This window comes from Streptomyces sp. NBC_00223 (genome assembly GCF_036199905.1).
In the GTDB taxonomy this organism is placed as follows: Bacteria; Actinomycetota; Actinomycetes; order Streptomycetales; family Streptomycetaceae; genus Actinacidiphila.
Map to the genome: position 1 here is coordinate 6,027,375 of NZ_CP108109.1, position 22,322 is coordinate 6,049,696.

Consider the following 22,322-nt stretch of genomic DNA (forward strand, 5'->3'; position numbering starts at 1 on the left):
GCGCCCCCCGGGCGCAAGGGGGGCCGGTCCGGCCGGCCCCCCGCCGTCAGGCCGGATCGCGGCGCAGCCGGAACCAGTAGAAGCCGTGTCCCGCGAGGGTGAGCAGGTACGGCAGCCGGCCGATCGCGGGGAAGCGCACCCCGCCGATCAGCTCGACCGGGTGACGGCCGGTGAACTGCCGCAGGTCCAGCTCGGTGGGCTGGGCGAACCGGGAGAAGTTGTTCACGCACAGCACCAGGTCGTCGCCGTCCTCCCGCAGGAAGGCCAGCACGGCCGGGTTGCTGGACGACAGCTCGGTGTAGGAGCCGACTCCGAACGCCCGGTTCTGCTTGCGGATCTCGATCATCCGCCGGGTCCAGTGCAGCAGCGAGCTGGGTGAGCTCATCTGCGCCTCGACATTGGTGACCTGGTACCCGTAGACCGGGTCCATGATCGTCGGCAGATAGAGCCGGCCGGGGTCGCTGGAGGAGAAGCCGGCGTTGCGGTCCGGGGTCCACTGCATGGGGGTGCGCACGGCGTCCCGGTCGCCGAGCCAGATGTTGTCGCCCATGCCGATCTCGTCGCCGTAGTAGAGGATCGGCGAGCCGGGCAGGGACAGCAGCAGCGCGGTGAACAGCTCGATCTGGTTGCGGTCGTTGTCGAGCAGGGGCGCGAGGCGGCGGCGGATGCCGATGTTGGCCCGCATCCGTGGGTCCTTGGCGTACTCCGCGTACATGTAGTCGCGTTCCTCGTCGGTGACCATTTCGAGGGTCAGCTCGTCATGGTTCCGCAGGAAGATGCCCCACTGACAGGTGGCCGGGATGGCCGGGGTCTTGGCCAGGATTTCCGAGACGGGGTAGCGGGATTCCCGCCGGACCGCCATGAAGATCCGCGGCATCACCGGGAAGTGGAACGCCATGTGGCATTCGTCGCCGCCCTTGCCGAAGTCGCCGAAGTAGTCGACGACGTCCTCGGGCCACTGGTTGGCCTCGGCGAGCAGGACGGTGTCCGGGTACTGCGTGTCGATCTCCGTGCGCACCCGCTTGAGGAAGTCGTGGGTGCGCGGCAGGTTCTCGCAGTTGGTGCCCTCCTCCTGGTAGAGGTACGGCACCGCGTCGAGCCGGAAGCCGTCGATGCCCAGGTCGAGCCAGAAGCGCAGCGCGGCCAGGATCTCCTCCTGCACCCGCGGGTTCTCGTAGTTGAGATCCGGCTGGTGGGAGAAGAACCGGTGCCAGTAGTACTGCTTGCGGACCGGGTCGAAGGTCCAGTTCGAGGTTTCGGTGTCGACGAAGATGACCCGGGCGTCGGCGAACTGCTTGTCGTCGTCCGCCCAGGTGTAGAAGTCCCCGTACGGCCCGGTGGGGTCGCTGCGGGACGCCTGGAACCAGGGGTGCTGGTCGCTGGTGTGGTTCATGACGAAGTCGATGATCACGCGCATGCCGCGCTGGTGCGCGGCGTCCACGAACTCCACGAAATCGGCCAGGTCGCCGAATTCCGGCAGGACCGCCGTGTAGTCCGCCACGTCGTACCCGCCGTCCCGCAGGGGGGAGGCGAAGAACGGCGGCAGCCACAGGCAGTCGACGCCCAGCCATTGCAGATAGTCGAGTTTGGCGGTGATGCCCTTCAGATCTCCGACGCCGTCGCCGTTGCTGTCCTGGAAGGAGCGGACGAGGACTTCGTAGAACACCGCCCGTTTGAACCAGTCGGGATCGCGGTCCTTGGCCGGTGTGTCCTCGAAGGTGTCAGGGACGGGTTCGTTGACGATCAACTGAGTGACCCTCCGATCGATGGAGACGGTCGCAGCGACAGGACGTGCGCGGGCGCGCGGCCCGGTTCGAGGCGCACATAGTTGTCCCTGCCCCAGTGGTAGGTCTCTCCGGTGAGCTCGTCGCGCACCGGAAACGACTCGTGCCAGGAGAGGCCGAGTTCCGGCATGTTCAACGACACGGTGGCCTCCTGGGTGTGGAACGGGTCCAGGTTGACGACCACCAGTACGACGTCGTCGCCGCGACGCTTCGAATAGGCCAGCAGCGCTTCGTTGTCCACGGGGTGGAACGTGAGGTCCCGCAGCTGCTGCAGCGCCGGATGACGGCGGCGCAGCCGGTTGAGCGTGGTGATCAGCGGGGCGAGCGAGCGCCCCTCGGCCTCGGCGGCCGCCCAGTCGCGCGGCCGCAGCTCGTACTTCTCGGAGTGCAGGTACTCCTCGCTGCCCGGGTGGGCGGGGGTCGCCTCGCACAGCTCGAACCCGGCGTAGACACCCCAGCTCGGGGAGAGGGTCGCGGCGAGCACGGCCCGGGTCTCGAAGGCCGGGCGCCCGCCGTTCTGGAGGTAGGCGTGCAGGATGTCCGGGGTGTTGACGAAGAAGTTCGGCCGCGTCCAGCCCGCCGTCTCCCGGCTCAGCTCCCGCATGTAGTCGGTCAGTTCCTGCTTGCCGTTGCGCCAGGTGAAGTAGGTGTACGACTGCTGGAAGCCGATCTGCCCGAGCAGGTTCATCATGGGCGGGCGGGTGAACGCCTCGGCCAGGAAGATGACGTCCGGGTCGGTGCGGTTGATGTCGGCGATGATCTTCTCCCAGAACACCACCGGCTTGGTGTGCGGGTTGTCCACCCGGAAGATCCGCACCCCGTGGCCCATCCACAGCCGCAGCACCCGCAGCGTCTCGTGGACGATCCCGGCGAAGTCCTGGTCGAAGGCCACCGGGTAGATGTCCTGGTACTTCTTCGGCGGGTTCTCGGCGTAGGCGACGGTGCCGTCCGCGCGGTGGGCGAACCACTCCGGGTGCTTGGACACCCACGGGTGGTCGGGCGAGCACTGGAGGGCGAAGTCCAGCGCGATCTCCAGGCGCAGGTCGCGGGCCCGCTCCACGAAGTGGTCGAAGTCCGCGAAGGTGCCCAGGTCGGGGTGGATCGCGTCGTGGCCGCCCTCGGACGAGCCGATCGCCCACGGCGAGCCCACGTCGTCGGGGCCGGCCGACAGGCTGTTGTCCCGGCCCTTGCGGAAGGCGTCGCCGATCGGGTGGACCGGCGGCAGGTACACCACGTCGAAGCCCATCGCGGCGATGGCGGGCAGCCGCTCGGCGGCCGTACGGAAGGTGCCCGAGCGTGGCGGGACCCCCTCCTTGACGACCGCGCCCTCCGAACGGGGGAAGAACTCGTACCAGGAGCCGAACAGCGCCCGCGGCCGCTCGACGTGCAGCGGCAGCGGCCGTACCGCCGTGACCAGTTCGCGCAGCGGATAGCGGTCGAGCACCCCGACCACCTGGGGGGCAAGCGCCGCCGCGTGCCGGGCGGAGGGCGGGCGCCTGGCGTCGCGCAGCGCGTCCATCGCGGCCAGGACGACCGCCCGGCCGTCGCTCTTGGGCACCCCGGCGGCCGCCCGCTCGTACAGCTGTGCCCCCTCGGTGAGCACCAGTTCGGTGTCGATGCCCGCCGGGATCTTGATGCCCGCGGTGTGCCGCCAGGTCGCCACCGGGTCCGACCACGCCTCGACGGTGTACGTCCAGCGCCCTTCGGCCGTCGGAGTGATCCGCGCGCTCCAGCGGTCGGTGCCGGGCTCCAGCTCGCGCATCGGCGTCCACGGCCCGGACCGGCCGGACGGGTCGCGCAGCACCACGTTGGCCGCCACCGCGTCGTGCCCCTCACGGAAGACGGTGGCCGTCACCTCGAACGTCTCGCCGACCACGGCCTTGGCAGGCCGGCGGCCGCAGTCCACGATCGGGCGGACATCGACTACGGGAATACGACCGATCATTGCCTCACCTGACAGTTCGGGACATCTCTTGACATCGTCGGGAATACGGGATGACGGCTCTCGCTCTTTTTAACTGTTCTTGGCGGTGCCGGCCTGCGTGCCTGGCCGCTCGGAAACGCGTTCACCCGGGTGGAGGCCGGTGAACGAGGCCGACCCCGCCCGGCCCGTCCGCCGTCTCGCGCGCGGTGGTGCGGGGGCGGCCGGTGGTGCGCGACGCCATGCATTCGGGAGCCTGCCCACCCCTCGCGCGGTGAACGCACTCCCTGACGGCGTTTCGGGCGCACACGGTGAGTGCGCGAATCCGTCCCGCGCGCTGGGCCGTTCGGCCGAATAAGCCGTATACGTACGGCGCGCCGTGTTCACGCCCCCCAATACGCCCCCGCGTACGCTGACCGGGGCCGCCGAGCCACAGCAGGACCCTTCGCGCGCCGTATCGGCCGAGCCCCCCGTGGCGCATCACCACCCGCGCCCCTCACGCCCCGTCATCAGCCCCGGAACCAGGCGCTCCGCCGTCCGCCGGGCGCCCGCGCCCGCGCTCCGGCGGCCTTCACCTCCGTGAGCCTCCTTTCGGGCGTTTATCCACAGGATCGCGGGCAGCGCCCACGGGGCCCCCGCCCGCCGGGCTACGGTCGAGGACGTGAAGGCAATCCGTCGATTCACCGTGCGCACCGTCCTGCCGGAACCTCTGCGCCCGCTGGGGGAACTGGCCCAGAACCTCCGCTGGTCGTGGCATCAGGAGACCAGGGAGCTGTTCCGATGCGTCGACCCCGAGGGCTGGCGGGCCGCCCAGGGCGACCCGGTCCGGCTGCTCGGCGCCGTCTCCCGGGAGCGGCTCACCGCCCTCGCCGCCGACCGCCGCTTCCTGCGACGGCTGGCCACCGCGGCCGAGGACCTCGCCGACTACACCGCCAACCCCCGCTGGTACCAGGAACAGAGCGACCTGCCCGCCGCCATCGCCTACTTCTCACCCGAGTTCGGCGTCACCGCGGCCCTGCCGCAGTACAGCGGCGGCCTCGGCATCCTCGCCGGGGACCACCTCAAGGCCGCCAGCGACCTCGGCGTCCCGCTGATCGGCGTCGGCCTGCTCTACCGGCACGGCTACTTCCGCCAGGCGCTGTCCCGCGAGGGCTGGCAGCAGGAGCAGTACCCGGTCCTCGACCCCAACTCGCTGCCCGTCACCGTGCTCCGCGAGGCCGACGGCGGCCCGGCCGTCGTCACCCTCCGGCTCACCGGCGGCCGCACCCTGACCGCCCGGATCTGGACCGCCCAGGTCGGCCGGGTCCCCCTGCTGCTCCTCGACTCCGACGTCGAGGGCAACCAGCCCGCGGAGCGCGACGTCACCGACCGGCTCTACGGCGGCGGCAGCGAGCACCGGCTGCTCCAGGAGATGCTGCTCGGCATCGGCGGCGTGCGGGCCGTCCGCGCCTACTGCCGGATCACCGGCCACCCCGACCCCGAGGTCTTCCACACCAACGAGGGCCACGCCGGCTTCCTCGGCCTGGAGCGGATAAGGGAACTCTCCGGCGACGGGCTCGACTTCGACGCGGCCCTGGAAGCGGTCCGCGCGGGCACGGTGTTCACCACCCACACCCCCGTCCCGGCCGGCATCGACCGCTTCGAGCGCGATCTGGTCGCCCGCCACCTCGGCGACGGCGGGGACCTGCCCGGCATCGACATCGGCCGCGTCCTGGAACTGGGCCGGGAGACCTACCCCGGCGGCGACCCCAACCTGTTCAACATGGCCGTCATGGGCCTGCGGCTGGCCCAGCGCGCCAACGGCGTCTCCACCCTGCACGGCGCCGTCAGCCGCACCATGTTCGCCGGACTGTGGCCGGGCTTCGACCCCGAGGACGTCCCCATCACGTCCATCACCAACGGGGTGCACGCCCCCACCTGGGTGGCCCCCGAAGTGCTCAGGCTCGGCGCCCGCCAGTTCGGCGCCCAGCGCGCCGAGGACGCCCTGATGGTCGGCGGCACCGACCGCTGGGAGGCCGTCGCCGCCATCCCCGACGCCGCCGTCTGGGAGCTGCGCCGCACCCTGCGCGAACAGCTCGTGGACGACGTACGCCGCCGGCTGCGCGAATCCTGGCGGCAGCGCGGCGCAGGCGAGGCCGAACTCGGCTGGACCGACCACGTACTCGACCCCGACGTCCTCACCATCGGCTTCGCCCGCCGCGTCCCGTCGTACAAACGCCTCACCCTCATGCTGCGCGACCAAAACCGGCTCACCGAGCTGCTGCTGCACCCCGAGCGGCCGGTCCAGATCGTCGTCGCGGGCAAGGCACACCCCGCCGACGACGGCGGCAAACGGCTGGTCCAGGAGCTGGTCCGGTTCACCGACGACCCGCGGGTCCGCCACCGGATCGTCTTCCTGCCCGACTACGACATGCGGATGGCCCGGCTGCTCTACCCCGGCTGCGACGTCTGGCTCAACAACCCGCTGCGCCCGCTGGAGGCGTGCGGCACCTCGGGGATGAAGGCCGCGCTCAACGGCTGCCTCAACCTGTCGGTGCTCGACGGCTGGTGGGACGAGTGGTACGACGGCGACAACGGCTGGGCGATCCCGACCGCCGACGGCATCGCCGACGAGGACCGCCGTGACGCGCTGGAGGCCGCCGCGCTCTACGACCTGCTGGAGCACCAGGTCGCGCCGCGCTTCTACGACCACGGCACGCAGGGGCTGCCCGGCCGCTGGATCGAGATGGTCCGCCACACGCTGACCACCCTCGGCCCCAAGGTGCTGGCCGGCCGTATGGTCCGGGACTACGTCAACGAGCTGTACGCGCCCGCCGCGCGCTCCCACCGCGCCATACAGGGGCCGACCGCCGTCGCACTGGCCGAGTGGAAGCGGCGGGTACGGCAGCGGTGGCCGCAGGTCTCCGTCGACCATGTCGAGACCAGCGCGGTCGACGGCACTCCGGAGCTGGGGTCCACCCTCACGCTGCGGGCCCAGGTGTCACTGGGCGGGCTCGACCCCGCGGACGTCGACGTGCAGCTGCTGTCCGGGCGGGTCGACGCGGCGGACCGGCTCGGGGCGCCGACCGCGCTGTCGCTCAAGGTCACCGGGCGGGCGGACGTGTCGGGGCGGTACGCCTACGAAGGGCCGCTGACGCTGGATCGGACGGGGGCGTTCGGGTACACGGTGCGGGTGTTGCCGGCGCATCCTCTGCTCGCCTCGGCGGCGGAGCTGGGGTTGGTCGCCGTGCCGGGCGGTGGCCTCCAGTAGGAGGCCACCCGCCGAGGGTGGGGCGTTCGGTGGCACGCCACCGTCGGCGTCCGCACGCCCGTGCGGCTTGTGCGTCCGCACTGGGTGGGTGGTGGCGCGCTGCCGTCGGTGTCCGCACGTCCGTGCGGCTTGTGCGTCCGCACTGGGTGGGTGGTGGCGCGCCACCGTCGGTGTCCGCACGTCCGTGCGGGGTGCCCGCGCCTGGCGGCGCGGGGTGTTTCCCGCCCTCCCCCAGAGCTTCGCCTGGGGGTACCCCCATCTCGCTGCGCTCGCCCGTGCGGATTCGTTGTCGCCTGCGGGTCTTCCCGTGGGGGTGCGCCGCCGTCGGCGACTGACCCGCACGGGTGGGTGGGTGGGAAAAAACTACCGGCGCCGTCAGGCGGCGCGGCGGCCGCGGCCGGGGGTGCCGTCTTCGCCGCGGGCGCGGCGGCCCACCGCGCCGCCGCGGCCGGTGGTCACACCGGGCCCCGTACGACGCCCGCGCGCAGCGCCTTCGCGCTGACCTCCGCCGCCGGCGCCGGCACCCGCGCCGGACCCGCGGCGCCGCCGCGACGACGTACCGCCCGTCGGCCTGGCGGCCGGCGCGGGAACCTCCGCGGCCGGCAGCACGATCGGCGTCCCCGACGGCTTCTGCGCCCCCGTGATCCTGATCAGCTCGGGATCACCCGGACGGACACGGGCCGTGTGGGGCCGGATCCCGGCCTGCGCCATCAGCTTCGCGTTCTCCCGCCGCTGCTCGGGCAGCACCAGCGTGACGACCGTCCCCGACTCGCCGGCCCGCGCGGTGCGCCCGCCGCGGTGCAGATAGTCCTTCGCCTCGCCGGGCGGGTCCACGTTGACCACCAGGTCGAGGCCCTCGATGTGGATGCCGCGCGCGGCGACGTTCGTGGCGATCAGCGCGTCCGCCGTCCCGGTGCGGAACTGGTCGAGCGCCCGTACCCGCTGCGGCTGGGACTTGCCGCCGTGCAGCGCCACCGCCCGTACGCCCTGGCCGAGCAGGTGCTTGGTGAGCCGGTCGGCGCCGCGCTTGGTGTCGACGAACATGATGACGCCGCCCTTGCGGGCGGCGATCTCCGCGGTGACCGCGCGCTTGGTGGCCTCGTCGACGTGCAGCACGTGGTGTTCCATCGTGGTGACGGTCGCGGACGAGGGGTCCACCGAGTGGGTGACCGGGTTGTCGAGGAACCGTTTGACCAGCTTGTCGACATTGCGGTCGAGCGTCGCGGAGAACAGCATCCGCTGCCCGCCCGGCCGTACCTGCTCAAGCAGCCGGGTGACCTGCGGAAGGAAGCCCATGTCGGCCATCTGGTCGGCCTCGTCCAGCACGGTCACGGCCACCTGGTCGAGCGCGCACGCCCGCCGTTCGATGAGGTCGAAGAGCCGCCCGGGGGTGGCGACCAGCACCTCGGCACCCGCCTTGAGCGCGCTCATCTGCTTGGTGATCGACGCGCCGCCGACGACCGAGGTGATCCGCAGCCGCATCGCCTTCGCGTACGGGTCCAGCGCCTCGGTGACCTGGTTCGCCAGCTCCCGGGTCGGCACCAGCACCAGTGCCTGCGGCCGGCGGGCCTCCGCGCGCCGCCCGGCCGCCGCGGTCCTGGTCAGCAGCGGCAGCCCGAAGGCCAGGGTCTTGCCCGAGCCGGTACGGCCGCGGCCGAGGACATCACGTCCGGCCAGCGAGTCGGGGAGGGTGGCGGCCTGGATCGGGAACGGCTCGGTCACCCCGTTGGCGTCGAGGGCGGCGACCAGCTGTGCGGGCAGCGGCAGCTGGGAGAAGAGCGTGACGGCGGACAAAGAGGGTTTCCTTACCTCGGGCCGCCACTGTGGCGGCTGCATGCGGAAGGCCCGCACCGTGCGGTGCGGGCCTCGCATTACCGGGCGTGAGCACCCGGTGACGCCAATCAGACGGCGCGGATGTTCTCGGCCTGGGGGCCCTTCTGGCCCTGCGTGACGTCGAACTCGACCTTCTGGCCCTCAAGGAGCTCACGGTAGCCCTGGGACTGGATGTTCGAGTAGTGGGCGAAGACGTCGGAGCCGCCGCCGTCCTGCTCGATGAAGCCGAAGCCCTTTTCCGAGTTGAACCACTTCACGGTTCCGGTTGCCATATCAATCTCCTACTGGTGGGGCAGGTTCCAGATCCGCACTGTACGTATCCGGGTCGCTGTAGATGATCACCCCACACCGGAAATTCCGGCAAAAAACAAAAGTACGCCCGGAGAATCGCAATCATCCAGGCGCACTGAAAGTTCTGGGTACCACAACTGCAACACGACCCACTCTACCAGAGACCCCCGCCTCCGGCGCAAACAGCGCCGGGGGCGGGTACCCGGGCGGGCGACTTCCGCCGCCCGCCCGGGCCCGTACCGCTGATCGGGTGAGCTGATCAGGTGATGTTCAGCGCGGCGTCGTCGATGAGGAAGGAGGTGCCGAGGGTGACGTCCTCGGTGCCGGTGAACTTGAGGTTCACGGTCTGTCCGGCGTAGGAGGACAGGTCCAGGGACTTCTGGACGTAGCCGGTGGTGTGGTTGAGGTTGGAGTAGGTGGCCAGCGTGGTGCTGCCCGCCTGGAGGGTGAGCTTGTCGTAGGCCGTGGAGGTGCTGGTCTCCGACGTGCTGATGTACAGGTAGAAGGTCAGCGTCGCGCTGGAGGCCGAGGCCGGGATGGTCACCGACTGGGCGAGCGTGTCGGTGTGGGTGGTCCCGTAGCCGTCGAGCCAGGCCTTGTACGAGCCGCTGTGGGCCGGGGCGCCGGTGCTGTTGTCGATGACGCCGCTGCTGGTGGTCCAGCCGGTGTTGCCGCTCTCGAAGCCGGGGTTGGCCAGCAGCTGCGCCGGGTTGCCGCCGCCGGCGCTGGTGACCGTCCAGGTGAAGGAGGCCGAGCCGGTCGCGTTGGTGGAGTCCTTGGCGGTCACCGTGACGCTGGAGCTGCCCGTCGCCGTCGGGGTGCCGGAGATCAGACCGCTGGAGGCGTTGATCGACAGCCCGGCGGGCAGGCCCGTCGCGCTGTAGGTCAGGGCGCCGCCGTTGCTGGTGCCGGCCTGGATCTGGAGGCTGGCCGCGGTGTTCACCTGCGTCGACTGGTTGGCCGGCTGGGTGACGGTGACCCCGGAGGTCGAGACCCGGCTGCCGACGCCTATCGCGGCCCAGGTGTTGGCGACCGTGTTGTACGTGGCGCTGCCCGCGCCCCACAGGTCGGCCGCGGCCTGGAGCGACTGGGTGCGCGCCGACGCGTAGTTGGTGGTGGAGGTGAAGCGCTCGGTGAGCGCCTTGTACCAGAGCTTGAGCGCGTTGTCCCGGCCGATGCCCGGCACCGACAGACCGTCGTACGTCGGGCTGTCGTAGCTCACCCCGCCGATGACCTTGGCGCCGCTGCCCTCGGAGAGCAGGTAGAACAGGTGGTTGGCCGGGCCGGAGGAGTAGTGCACGTCCAGGCCGCCCAGGCTGGAGGACCAGTAGTCCTTCGAGCCGCCGTCCTTGCTCGGCTTGTCCTGGTAACGCAGCGGCGTGCCGTTGCCGTTGATGTTGATCTTCTCGCCGATGAGGTAGTCGCCCGGGTCGGCGGCGTTGTTGGCGTAGAACTCCACGCCGGTGCCGAAGATGTCGGAGGTCGCCTCGTTCAGACCGCCGGACTCACCGCTGTAGTTCAGGCCCGCGGTGTTGGAGGTGACGCCGTGGCTCATCTCGTGGCCGGCCACGTCGAGCGCGGTCAGCGGGTGGGTGTTGCCGCTGCCGTCGCCGTACGTCATGCAGAAGCAGGAGTCGTCCCAGAAGGCGTTGACGTAGTTGTTGCCGTAGTGCGTACGGGAGTACGCGCCGACACCGTCCCCGCGGATGCCGTTGCGGCCGAAGGTGTTCTTGTAGAAGTCCCAGGTCTCCTGGGCCCCGTAGGCGGCGTCCACACCGGCGGTCTGCGCGGTGGCGCCGTTGCCGTCGCCCCAGGTGTCGTCGGCGTCCGTGAAGAGGGTGCCCTTGCCGGACGTGGCGTGGCTGAGGTTGTACGTGTTGTGGCCGCCGCGGGTGCCGTCGGTCAGGTTGTACGTGGAGCCGGACTTGGTGGTGGTGATCGTCACCTGCCCGCTGTACTCGCTGTTGCCGATGCCGGTCTCGATGCCCTGGTACTCGAAGAGCCGCGCGCCGGTGCCGGCGTCCGTGATGACGTGCAACTGGTTGGGCGTGCCGTCGTCCTGGAGACCGCCGATCACCGACTCCCAGGCCAGCGTGGGCACACCGTTCGCCGCCCAGATCACCTTGCGGGGCGCGCCCGCCGCGGTCGGCGAGGCGGCGCCGTCCGCCTTGGCGCGGGTCAGCGCGTAGGACTTGGCGGAGTCGGCGGTCTTGGCGGCGGTCGTACTGGCCACCGCCACCGAGGCGTTGGTCGCCCGGTCGACGCCCGTCGTCGCGCCGGCCGCGCTCTGATGCACGATCAGATCGCCGCCGAGGACCGGAAGTCCGTCGTAGGTCCGCTCGTAGCGGGTGTGGGTGGTGCCGTCCTCGTCCTTGACGACATCCTTGACGACCAGCTTCTCCTTCGCGCCGAGGTGCAGCGAGGACGCGGTGGTCGCTTCCTGCGACCGCGCGCGCGACACGAGGGTCGCCTGCTGGGCGGGGGAGAGCGCGGCGGGCAGGGCGCCCGAGCGCGGCTGGACATGTGAACTCGCCTGTGCGGCTTGGGCGGTGGTGCCGCCCTGGCTCGGTGCACTGGCCGATGCCGTGACGGCGGGCAGGGTCACGGCGAGCATCGCGGCTCCGGCGATCAGCGCTCCTGCCGCTACTGCTGTGCGGGGGGTTTGTCGCACTCGACACTCCTTCTGCGGCGGCCGCGGGTGGCGGCCGGGACAGTCCGGGCAGATGGGGATGGTGGGCTGCCCGGGTGCAGCTGTGAATCGGTTGTGCTGCTGGTGTTGCTGTGGAACGGGGCACAGAGTGGCACCCTTTACCTGTCCATGTCATTGCCGTGCCCCAAAATTGGCTGAAACTCGTCCGGTGGGCGGTGCGGGGGGTTCGCATAGCGGGCGTGTGTGAGCACGGTGTTGCGTGCAGAAGAAGTTTTTTCCCGGCGGAATCAGGGCAAAGCGGGGTACCGGGAGGGCTCTTTTCAGCCTGGGACCCGGCAGAATGTCAACTCCGGGGCGGCGACGGATGGCCGAACCGACCCCCGTGCGCCACCCCTAGACCAGGCTGTCCCGCCAGGCCTGGTGGAGGCCGGCGAAGTGCCCCTCGTCCGCGATGAGTTCGGCCGGAGTGCCGTCCTCCACGATGCGGCCGTCGCGCATCACCAGCACCCGGTCGGCGATCTCCACCGTGGACAGCCGGTGCGCGATGATCACCGCCGTGCGTCCGGTGAGGACCGTGGCCATCGCGTGCTGCACCGCCCGTTCCCCGGGGACATCGAGGGAGGACGTCGCCTCGTCGAGGATCAGCACCGCCGGGTCCGCGAGCAACGCCCGGGCGAACGCCACCAGTTGGCGCTGACCGGCGGAGATACGGCCGCCGCGCTTGCGGACGTCCGTGTCGTACCCGTCCGGCAGCGCGGCGATGAAGTCGTGCGCGCCGATGGCCTTCGCGGCCGCCTCGACCTCCGCGCGGGTCGCGTCCGGCCGGCCGATCGCGATGTTCTCCGCGACGGTGCCCGAGAACAGGAACGCCTCCTGGGTCACCATCACCACCCCGCGCCGCAGATCGGTGGGGGACAGGTCACGCAGTTCCACGCCGTCGAGCAGCACCCGGCCGGCGGTCGGGTCGTAGAACCGGGCCAGCAGCTTGGCCAGCGTGGACTTGCCCGCGCCGGTCGCGCCGACCACCGCGACGGTCTGCCCGGCCGGCACCCGCAGATCGAACACCGGCAGCACCTCGCCGCCCGTGCGGTACGAGAACTGCGCCGCGTCGAAGACGACCTCGCGCCCCGGCCTGTCATCGGCCCGGTCCGGCAGCGGCAGCGGCCGCTCGGGCTCCGGTACGGTCGGCGCCTGCGCCAGCAGCCCGGCGATCTTCTCCAGCGAGGCCGCCGCCGACTGGTAGGAGTTGAGGAACATCCCCAGCCGGTCGATCGGGTCGTAGAGCCTGCGCAGATAGAGCACGAAGGCGGCGAGCACCCCTAGCGCCATTCCGCCGTCCGCGACCCGGTACGCGCCCCACAGCACGATCCCGGCGATCGTGACGTTGGCGATCAGCCGCGATCTGACGACATAGCTCGCCATCTCCAGGATCGCGTCGCCGTTCGCCCGCTCATGACGGCTGTTCAGCTCAAGGAACGCCGCGTCGTTCGGCTCCTCACGGCGGAAGGCCTTGACCGGGCGGATGCCGTTCATCGTCTCGGCGAATTTGACGATCACCGCCGCGATGGCCGTCGAGCGCTTGCGGTAGGCCACCATCGAGCGGCGCCGGAAGCGCCGGACCGCCATGTACAGCGGGACGTACGACACGAGCGTGACCAGCCCGAGCTGCCAGTCCAGGATCACCAGCAGGGTGGAGATGTAGACCGCCGACAGCACGACCTCGATCAGCTCGTCCAGGCCGTCGTTGAGCAGTTCGCGGATCGACTCCACATCGGAGGTGGCCCGTGAGATCAGCCGCCCGGAGGTGTAGCGCTCGTGGAAGTCCAGGCTCAGCGACTGGGCGTGCCGGAAGATCCGGCCGCGCAGATCGACCAGGACGTCCTGGCTGATCCGGGCGGCGGTCCTGACGAAGCCGCGCTGGAGCACCCCGGAGGCGAGCCCGCAGGCCGCGTACCCGCAGGCGACCGCGATCAGCGGGCCGTGCCGGCCGTCCCGTACCGCCGGGATCGCCCGGTCGATCGCGTACGCGACCAGCAGCGGACCGGCCTGGACCGCCGCCTGCTGGACGAGCAGCAGGACGGCCGCGACCCACACCCGGGCCCGGTCGGGGCGCAGCAGCTCGCGCAACAGGGTGAACTGGGCGTTCTTCGGGGCAGGGAGGACGTCCTGGTCGAAGGGGTCGACCGGCGCGGGGGGCCGGGCGGGTCCGGGGCCGGGGTCGGGGGACGTCTCCTCGGGGGTCTGTTCGGCCACGGAGGTCATCAGGCGTCGCTCCTCTCCAGCGCGGCCGGTACGGCGTCACCGCCGCCGTTCCCGTTCCCGGTGTCTGTGACGGCGTCGGTCAGGGGTCCGTCTGCGCCCTCGTCGGCGCCGGACATCAGATGGCGGTACTCGGCGTTGGTGCCCAGCAGTTCCGTGTGCGTGCCGACCGCCGTGATCCGGCCGTCCGACAGCAGCGCCACCCGGTCCGCGAGCAGTACGGTCGACGGCCGGTGGGCCACCACCAGCGCGGTCGTCTCCCGCAGCACGTCCCGCAGCGCGGCCTCGACCAGCGCCTCGGTGTGCACGTCGAGCGCCGACAGCGGGTCGTCCAGGACGAGGAACCGCGGGCGGCCGACCACCGCGCGGGCCAGCGCGAGCCGCTGCCGCTGGCCGCCGGACAGGCTCAGGCCCTGCTCGCCGACCTGGGTGTCCATGCCGCGCGGCAGCCCGTCGACGAAGCCGCACTGCGCGACGGCCAGCGCCCGCCGTACGTCCTCCTCGGTCGCGCCGGCCGGGCCCGCGCCCATCTCGACGTTCTCCCGTACGGTCGCCGAGAAGAGCGTGGGCTCCTCGAACGCCACCGAGACCAGTTCGCGCAGCTTCGCCAGCGGCAGCCGGGCGGTGTCCACGCCGTCCAGGGTGATCCGGCCGGCGGTGGCCTCGTGCAGCCTGGGCAGCAGCGCGCTCAGCGAGGTCTTGCCGCTGCCGGTGGCGCCGACCAGCGCCATCGTCTCGCCGGGCCGGATGTGCAGATCGATGCCCCGGAGCAGATCGGCGCCGTCCCCGGGCGCGTCGGGGAAGTGGAAGCGCACCCCCTCAAGCCGCACACCGCCGGCCCGCGGACCGTCCGGCTCTTCGCCCGCCGCCTCCGGTTCGGGGCGCCCGGCGGCGGTCCCGGCGGCGGTCCCGGCGACGGTGTCGTCCGCCTCGGGCGCGTCCATCGCCTCGAAGTAGCGGTCTGCGGCGGTCGCCGCCTCGTTGCTCATCGCCAGCAGGAAGCCGATCGACTCCACCGGCCAGCGCAGCGCCAGCGCCGTCGACAGGAAGGCCACCAGCGTGCCCGCCGACAGCCGGTCGTCCGACACCTGGATCACCCCGATCACCAGCGCGGCGCCGATCGCGATCTCGGGCAGCGTCATGATCAGCGCCCAGAGGTTCGACAGCAGCCGGGCCTTGTGCATCTCGGTGTGCCACAGGTCCTTCGTCTGCGACCGGAACGCCTGGGCCTGGCTGCGGTGCCGCCCGAACGCCTTGACGATCCGGATGCCGAGCACCGACTCCTCGACGAGCGTGGCCAGATCCCCGGCCTGGTCCTGCGCCTTGCGGGCGGCGAGCGCGTAGCGGACCTCGAAGTACGAGCACAGGATCATCAGCGGTACCACCGGCCCCAGCAGCACCAGACCAAGCAACCACGCCTGCGTGAACAGGATCGCGAACCCGATCAGGACCGTGGCGCCGTTCACCACCAGGAACACCAGCGGGAAGGCCAGGAACATCCGCAGGATCTGGAGATCCGTCGTCCCCCGCGACAGCAGCTGACCCGACGCCCACCGGTCGTGGAACTCCACCGGCATCCGCTGGAGATGGCGGTACAGATCCCCGCGCATCGCCGCCTCGACCCCGGCCAGCGGTCTGGCCACCAGCCACCGTCTGATCCCGAAGAGCAGCGCTTCGAACAGCCCCAGCAGCAGCACCAGCCCGCCACCGAGCCACACCCCGCCCGGGTCGTGGTCCTGCACGGGCCCGTCGACCATCCACTTCAGCACCAGCGGGATCAGCAGGGACATGCACGACGCGACGACGGCGACCACCGCGGAGACGCCCAGCCGGACACGTACGGGTCTGACATACGGCCACAGGCGCAGGAGGGAGCGGATCGCCGAGCGGGAGCGGTCGGAGGGTGCGGATTCGGGTTTCGGGGCAGCCACCACCCCCCTGACCTTAGATCCAGGCACTGACAGCTCTCATCTGGTTTTCGCTCCTGGCGTGTTGGTGCGGGTGATACGGCTGGGTCTCTTCGGGTGCGGTGGGGTGGCGACGCGGGGGCGCGGGCGCTCTACGCGGCGGGCGCCCGGCGCAGATCGCGGACCGCCGGTATCGCCAGCAGCGCCGCGGCCACCGCGACGGCCACCAGGCCCCCGGCCTGGAGCACCCGCTGCGCCCCGAAGGCCGACGCCGCCGGCCCGGCCAGCGCCTGGCCGACCGGCACCATGGCCACCGAACCCGCCACCTCGTAGGCGTGGATGCGGTTCAGGATGTCCCCGGGCACCTGTGTCTGCACGCTGGTCGCCCAGTTGACCCCCCAGTACGCCCACCCGGCCCCGGCCACGAAGACGCCGGTGGCCATCATCCAGACGGGCAGGTCAAGGCCGACCGAGACCGGCATCAGCGCCGTGCCGAACAGCGCGAGCGACCCCGCGCGCAGCGGCCGTTCCGCCCGTATCCGCATCGCGACGAGCGCGCCCACCGCCGTGCCGCCGCCCAGCGCGGAGTTGACCAGGCCGTACGCCCCGGCGCCGTGCCCGGGGATGATCTGGCCCGCGGACAGCGGGGTGTACGGGCCGACCACGCACACCATGTAGACCATCCACACCACGATCACCGACCACATCCAGGTGCGGGCCCTGAACTCCCGCCACCCCTCGGCGAGATCGGACCGGAAGGCCGAGGCGGCCGTACGGGCCGGCAGCGGGGTGAGCCGCAGCGCGATCAGACAGAGCGCGCTGATCAGATAGGTGCCGGCGTGGACGGCGAAGACCGTGCCCGCCGAGGTGAAGCCGACCAGCACACCGGCCAGCGCGGGCCCCGCGAGACCGGCGACGGACTCCGCGGTCCTGGTCACCCCGTTCGCGCCCTGGACATCGGTCGCGACGCGCACGACCGTACTGGCCACGCCCGGCTGGAACATCGCCGCCGCCGTGCCGTTGATCACCGCGACGATCGCGATCTCCCACAGCCGTACGGTGTGGGTGAGGAAGAGGAAGGCGACGGCGGACTGCGAGCAGACCCGGACCAGGTCGGCGCCGATCATCAGCGCCCGCGCGTTGAAGCGGTCCGCGAAGACGCCGCCGAAGATGACGAATCCGGCGAAACAGGCGGTGGAGGCGGCCATCACGAGACCGATGTCACCGGCCGAGTAGCCGTACGAGAGCAGCCCGGCGGACAGGGCGACCGGCAGCATGGTGTCGCCGAGCATCGCCACCGAGCGGGCGGTGAAGTAGAGCCGGAAGTTGGCGGACCACAGCCGGGCGGTCGGCGCGGGCGCGGCGGAGCCCCCGGCGTGGTCGGCGGGGGCCGTACCGGGGCCGGGGGTGGGTGCGGAAGAGCTCACCCCGTCATATTGGACTGGACCAGTCGGGCGCGTCCAGACGATTCCCGGATGCCCGCTGAGCTGCGCACACGCGGTAGAGCCGGACCGAGCGCGCCGCCACCGTGACCGTCTCCCCGGCCCCGGCGGCAGCACCCGGCCCGGGAGAACCGGAAGCCCCAGAGGTCCCGGAAGCCCCGGGAGGCCGGGATGTCCCGCCGGCCGTGGCGGCCCCGGGGGACCCGGACGTCCCGGCGGCCCCGGAAGAGTCGCCCCCGCCGCCCCCGCCGCCCCCGCCGGAACCCCCGCGCGGGCTCCCCTCCTCCGCCGTGTCCAGCACCACTTCGTACGCCCCCGCCCACGGCGCCCCCGGCAGCCTGAACTCCGCCGGGCGGTGGTCCGCGTGCAGGATCAGCAGAAAGCTGTCGTCCGTCACCGGCCCGCCCCGCGCGTCCCGCTGCCGGATGTCGCTCCCCGACAGGAACACGCCGAGCGTGAGCGCGGTCCCGTACCAGTCGCCGTCCGCCATCTCCCGCCCGTCCGGGCCGAACCACGCCACGTCGCGCAGCCCCCGCGCGCCGAGGCCGCGCCCGGAGAAGAAGCCGGCGCGGCGCAGCACCGGATGGGCCCGCCGCAGCGCGATCAGCCGCGTCACCAGGTCACGGACCGCGGCCCAGTGCGGCTCGTCCAGGAGCGACCAGTCGACCCAGCCGATCTCGTTGTCCTGGCAGTACGCGTTGTTGTTGCCGCCCTGGGTGCGGCCCATCTCGTCGCCCGCGACCAGCATCGGCACCCCGGTGGAGAGCAGCAGCGTGGCCAGCAGATTACGGATCTGCCGCAGCCGCAGCGCCAGCACCCGCGGGTCGGCGCAGTCGCCCTCGGCCCCGCAGTTCCACGACCGGTTGTCGTCGGTGCCGTCGCGCCCGTCCTCGCCGTTCGCCGCGTTGTGCTTGGTGTTGTGGCTGACCAGGTCCCGTAGGGTGAAACCGTCGTGCGCGGTCACGTAGTTGACCGAGGCGTACGGCCGCCGGCCGCCCCAGCCGTACAGATCGCTCGACCCGGTCAGCCGGTAGCCGAGGTCGCGCAGATCGGGGACGGCGCCGCGCCAGAAGTCCCGTACGGTGTCGCGGAACTTGTCGTTCCACTCCGTCCACAGCGGTGGGAAGGCGCCGACCCGGTAGCCGTCGGGGCCCACGTCCCACGGCTCGGCGATCAGCTTGACCCGTCGCAGCACCGGGTCCTGGGCGATCACGGCCAGGAACGGGGAGAGCATGTCCACACCCCGCGCCGAGCGGGCCAGCGCCGCCGCGAGGTCGAAGCGGAAGCCGTCCACGCCCATCTCGGTCACCCAGTAGCGCAGCGAGTCGGCGATCAGCCGCAGCACCTGGGGCCGGCCGGCGTCGAGGGTGTTGCCGCAGCCGGTGTGGTCGGTGTAGCCGCGTGGGTCGTCGGCGAGCCGGTAGTAGCCGCGGTTGTCGATGCCGCGCAGCGACAGCGTGGGGCCGCACCGGCCGCCCTCGGCGGTGTGGTTGTAGACCACGTCGAGGATCACCTCGATACCGGCCGCGTGCAGCGCCCGTACCATCCGCTTGAACTCCCCGACCTGCTGGCCGCGGGTACCGCTCGCGCTGTAGGCGGCGTGCGGCGCGAACCAGCCGATCGAGTTGTAGCCCCAGTAGTTGCGCAGGCCCCGCCGCTCCAGATGCTCCTCGTGCGCGAACTGGTGGACCGGCAGCAGCTCCACGGCCGTCACACCGAGCCGGGTCAGATGCGCCAGGGCGGCGGGGTGCGCGAGACCGGCGTAGGTGCCGCGCAGTTCGGGCGGTATCCCGGGGTGCAGCCGGGTGAATCCGCGTATGTGCAGCTCGTAGATCACCGTGTCCGGCCAGGGGGTACGAGGGCGGTGGTCGTCCGCCCAGTCGTCCTCGTCGTGCACGACCACGCCCTTGGGGACGTACGGCGCCGAGTCGCGGTCGTCACGCACGGTGTCGGCGGCGGCCGGATCGGGCCAGTGGCGTATGTGCCCGTACACCTCGGGGGCGAGCGCGAAGTCGCCGTCCACCGCCCGCGCGTACGGGTCGAGCAGCAGCTTCGCCGGATTCCAGCGGGCGCCGCTCCACGGGTCCCAGCGGCCGCCGACCCGGTAGCCGTACCGCCGGCCGGGGAGCACACCGGGCACGAAGCCGTGCCACACCTCGTCGGTCGGTTCGGTCAGCGGCGCCCGGGTCTCGGCGCCCTCCTCGTCGAAGAGACACAGCTCGACGGAGTCGGCGCCGCCCGCCCACAGCGCGAAGTTGGTGCCGGGCCGGCCGTCGGGCCCGGTGCCGAAGGTGGCGCCGAGCGGCAGCGGGGAGCCGGGCAGGACGGCCGCGGTCGCCGGGTTCCCGCGCGCGGACCGGGGCCGGGGGAAGGGCCCGGCCCGGCCGGTGACACCGGACTCGCGTGTCTCGGACACGACTTCCTCCCACGGCTCGGCGCGGCCCCGGCCGCCCGGCGTCCCGTGCCCGGCGGCGGACCGTGTCCCCCACAGACAGCATTCCCCTCCGCGGCCGGGGATTCACCAGGTCGAGGGCGTCCCGCCGGTTCCCCCGGGCGGCCGTACGCCGCCGGGTGCGCGGGCGCCCGCGCGTTTCCCCGGCGGGCACGGCGTCGTTGACGGTGCGTGACGACAGCGGTGAGGCGCGCGCGGCGCGCGAGTGCGGGAGCGGTACTGACGGCGGCGCTGGCCGCCCTGGTCGTCGGCTGCACGATGATCGGCGGCGCCGACGGGAAGGCGCAGCCGACCGCCACGGCGAGCGGTCCGCCGCCGACACCCTTCATCGGCTACTACAGCCCGGAGAACGGCTCGACGGTCGGCACCGCGATGATCGTCTCGCTGAACTTCGACCACGCCCTGACCGACCGCGCCGCCGTCTCCCGCGCGATCACCGTCACCGCCCAGCCCCCGGTGGAGGTCGCGGGCCACTGGTTCGGCGACCGGCGGCTCGATCTGCGCCCGGCCGCGTACTGGCGTCCCGGCACCCGGGTCACCCTCCATCTGCGGCTGCGCGGTGTCGTGGGCGCCCCCGGGCTGCGCGGCGTCCAGTCCAAGGATGTGACCTTCACCATCGGCCGCGACCAGAGCAGTACGGTCGACGCGGCCGCGCACACCATGACCGTCCGGCGGGACGGAACGGTCCTGCGCACCCTGCCGGTCTCCGCCGGGAGCCCCGAGCACACCACGTACAACGGTGTGATGGTCATCACCGAGAAGTTCCCCGTCACGCGGATGAACGGGCGCACGGTCGGCTTCGGCGGGGAGTACGACATCAAGGACGTGCCGCACGCGATGCGGCTCACCACCTCCGGGACCTTTGTGCACGGCAACTACTGGTCGCCGCCGCAGGTCTTCGGCACGGTGAACGTCAGCCACGGCTGCGTCGGTCTGGAGGACATCAAGGGCGGCGGCGACGACACCCCGGCGGGCTGGTTCTTCGCGAACTCGCTGATCGGCGACGCGGTCACCGTCGTCCGCTCCGACGACGTCACGGTCGCCGCGGACAACGGCCTGAGCGGCTGGAACCTCCCCTGGGACCAGTGGGAGGCCAGTGACGCCGGGTAGAACCGGACGTGGACCCTCCGCCGATGCCCGGTGAACGGCGATCTGGGACGGAACAGTGACAATCCCTTGAGCAAGACCATGTGATTGGTGTGGTTATCTTGCGCTGACAGGGGGAGTTCTGGTGTTTCAGGTGGTAGGGGAGTCAAGAAGTTGAAGCCGATAGGTGTGGCGCCGGGTGCCAGGAGGAACGCGGCGGCGCTGGCGCTCGGTGCGATATTGCTGCTGGCCACCGCGTGCGGTCCCGGCGGAGGAAGCAACGCGGGCTCGGGCGACGACGGCAAGCCCGGCGGCGGATCGACCAGTACGTCCGACACGGTCGCCTCGACCGCGGTCGTGAACATCGCGCCCAAGGACGGCGCCGGTGACGTGGCCACCACTGGCACGCTCAAGGTGTCCGCTTCGGGCGGCAAGCTCGAATCCGTGACCGTCAAGGACGACAAGGGTTCGACCGTACCGGGCGACATCTCCTCGGACGGTCTGGGCTGGACGCCGAGCGACCACCTGTCGACCTCCACCGAGTACACGGTGGACGCCGTCGCCAAGGACGCGGCGGGCCGCGAGTCGGACAAGCACTCCACCTTCACCACGGTCACCCCGAAGGACACCTTCGTCGGGTTCTTCACCCCGGAGGACGGCTCGACCGTCGGCGTCGGCATGGAGGTCTACCTCAACTTCAACCGGCCGATCACCAACAAGAAGGCCGTCGAGCAGGGCGTCACCGTCACCGCCTCCCCGTCGGTCCCGGTCGCCGCGCACTGGTACGGCGACCAGCAGCTCTACATCCGCCCCGCGGACTACTGGGCGGCCGGCACCAAGGTCACGCTCGACCTGAACCTGAACGGTGTCGAGGGCGCCCCCGGCGTCTACGGCAAGCAGCACAAGCAGGTGCACTTCACGATCGCCCGCCGCCAGGTGAGCATCGTGGACGCGGCCAAGCACACGATGACCGTCTACCGGGACAACAAGGTGCTGCGCACGATCCCGATCTCCTCGGGCGCGCCGGAACACACCACGTACAACGGCAAGATGGTGATCTCCGAGAAGTACCTCACCACCCGGATGAACGGTGACACCGTCGGCTTCGGCGGGGAGTACGACATCAAGGACGTGCCGCACGCGATGCGGCTCACCAACTCCGGCACCTTCATCCACGGCAACTACTGGGCCGCGACCTCGGTGTTCGGCAACAGCAACACCAGCCACGGCTGCGTCGGTCTGCACGACGTGCGCGGCGCGGGCGACGCGACCACGCCGGCCGCCTGGTTCTACAACAGCTCGATCATCGGCGACGTCGTCCAGGTCGTGAACTCCAAGGACAAGACCGTCCAGTGGTACAACGGCCTCAACGGCTGGAACCTCCCCTGGACCGAGTGGACCGCCTGATCCACGGCGGTTTCCGCCACCCGCTCACCACGGCCCGCCC

General features: G+C 71.5%; 12 protein-coding genes. 3 read left to right on the forward strand and 9 right to left on the reverse strand.

Annotated elements, in window-relative coordinates:
- Positions 1 to 46: 46 nt before the first annotated feature.
- Together treS and OHA30_RS25750 are read right to left on the reverse strand one after the other, a co-directional pair.
- Positions 47 to 1,747 carry a maltose alpha-D-glucosyltransferase gene (gene treS, locus OHA30_RS25745; protein ID WP_328916253.1) on the reverse strand — a complete coding sequence of 567 codons (1,701 nt, stop codon included), beginning with the start codon at positions 1,745 to 1,747 and terminating at the stop codon, positions 47 to 49.
- Entirely contained in the window at positions 1,744 to 3,729 is a 1,986-nt protein-coding gene (locus OHA30_RS25750; RefSeq protein WP_328916254.1) for an alpha-1,4-glucan--maltose-1-phosphate maltosyltransferase, read from the reverse strand. The genes treS and OHA30_RS25750 overlap by 4 nt, the downstream gene beginning before the upstream one ends.
- Before the next feature lie 637 nt (positions 3,730 to 4,366).
- Between OHA30_RS25750 and glgP the strand changes: the two genes are divergently transcribed.
- The gene (glgP, locus tag OHA30_RS25755; RefSeq protein WP_328916255.1) at positions 4,367 to 6,955 is read left to right on the forward strand and encodes an alpha-glucan family phosphorylase; all 2,589 of its coding nucleotides are present in this window, start codon (positions 4,367 to 4,369) and stop codon (positions 6,953 to 6,955) included.
- Between the two features lie 375 nt (positions 6,956 to 7,330).
- Here glgP and OHA30_RS25760 read toward each other — a convergent pair whose 3' ends face one another.
- The 7 genes from OHA30_RS25760 to glgX all read right to left on the reverse strand — a co-directional run bounded on the left by OHA30_RS25760 (position 7,331) and on the right by glgX (position 19,660).
- Positions 7,331 to 8,827, reverse strand: a complete 1,497-nt coding sequence (locus OHA30_RS25760; RefSeq protein WP_405785261.1) for a DEAD/DEAH box helicase — start codon at positions 8,825 to 8,827, stop codon at positions 7,331 to 7,333.
- Between the two features lie 29 nt (positions 8,828 to 8,856).
- Positions 8,857 to 9,060 (reverse strand): cold-shock protein, encoded by a 204-nt coding sequence (locus OHA30_RS25765; protein ID WP_328916256.1) that lies wholly within the window; start codon positions 9,058 to 9,060, stop codon positions 8,857 to 8,859.
- Between the two features lie 278 nt (positions 9,061 to 9,338).
- Entirely contained in the window at positions 9,339 to 11,750 is a 2,412-nt protein-coding gene (locus tag OHA30_RS25770; RefSeq protein WP_443045115.1) for a M4 family metallopeptidase, read from the reverse strand.
- A 372-nt stretch (positions 11,751 to 12,122) separates the two neighbouring features.
- On the reverse strand, positions 12,123 to 13,991 hold the full coding sequence (locus OHA30_RS25775; protein WP_328916257.1) for an ABC transporter ATP-binding protein: 1,869 nt from the start codon (positions 13,989 to 13,991) through the stop codon (positions 12,123 to 12,125).
- Positions 13,991 to 15,868 carry an ABC transporter ATP-binding protein gene (locus OHA30_RS25780; RefSeq protein WP_328917996.1) on the reverse strand — a complete coding sequence of 626 codons (1,878 nt, stop codon included), beginning with the start codon at positions 15,866 to 15,868 and terminating at the stop codon, positions 13,991 to 13,993. Before OHA30_RS25780 ends, OHA30_RS25775 begins: the two co-directional genes overlap by 1 nt.
- A gap of 179 nt (positions 15,869 to 16,047) precedes the next feature.
- Positions 16,048 to 17,322, reverse strand: a complete 1,275-nt coding sequence (locus tag OHA30_RS25785) for an MFS transporter (protein ID WP_405785258.1) — start codon at positions 17,320 to 17,322, stop codon at positions 16,048 to 16,050.
- A gap of 4 nt (positions 17,323 to 17,326) precedes the next feature.
- Entirely contained in the window at positions 17,327 to 19,660 is a 2,334-nt protein-coding gene (glgX, locus tag OHA30_RS25790; protein WP_328917998.1) for a glycogen debranching protein GlgX, read from the reverse strand.
- Between the two features lie 300 nt (positions 19,661 to 19,960).
- Between glgX and OHA30_RS25795 the strand changes: the two genes are divergently transcribed.
- Both OHA30_RS25795 and OHA30_RS25800 read left to right on the forward strand, forming a co-directional pair.
- Entirely contained in the window at positions 19,961 to 20,899 is a 939-nt protein-coding gene (locus OHA30_RS25795; protein WP_328916258.1) for a L,D-transpeptidase, read from the forward strand.
- A gap of 150 nt (positions 20,900 to 21,049) precedes the next feature.
- Positions 21,050 to 22,282, forward strand: coding sequence for a L,D-transpeptidase (locus OHA30_RS25800; RefSeq protein ID WP_328916259.1), 1,233 nt, complete (start codon positions 21,050 to 21,052; stop codon positions 22,280 to 22,282).
- Positions 22,283 to 22,322 lie beyond the last annotated feature (40 nt).

Excerpts from the sequence above, each read along its gene's own strand:
- OHA30_RS25750 (WP_328916254.1), bottom strand. The coding sequence starts at position 3,729 with ATGATCGGTCGTATTCCCGTAGTCGATGTCCGCCCGATCGTGGACTGC.
- OHA30_RS25760 (WP_405785261.1), bottom strand. The coding sequence starts at position 8,827 with ATGCGAGGCCCGCACCGCACGGTGCGGGCCTTCCGCATGCAGCCGCCA.
- OHA30_RS25765 (WP_328916256.1), bottom strand. The coding sequence starts at position 9,060 with ATGGCAACCGGAACCGTGAAGTGGTTCAACTCGGAAAAGGGCTTCGGC.
- OHA30_RS25775 (WP_328916257.1), bottom strand. The coding sequence starts at position 13,991 with ATGACCTCCGTGGCCGAACAGACCCCCGAGGAGACGTCCCCCGACCCC.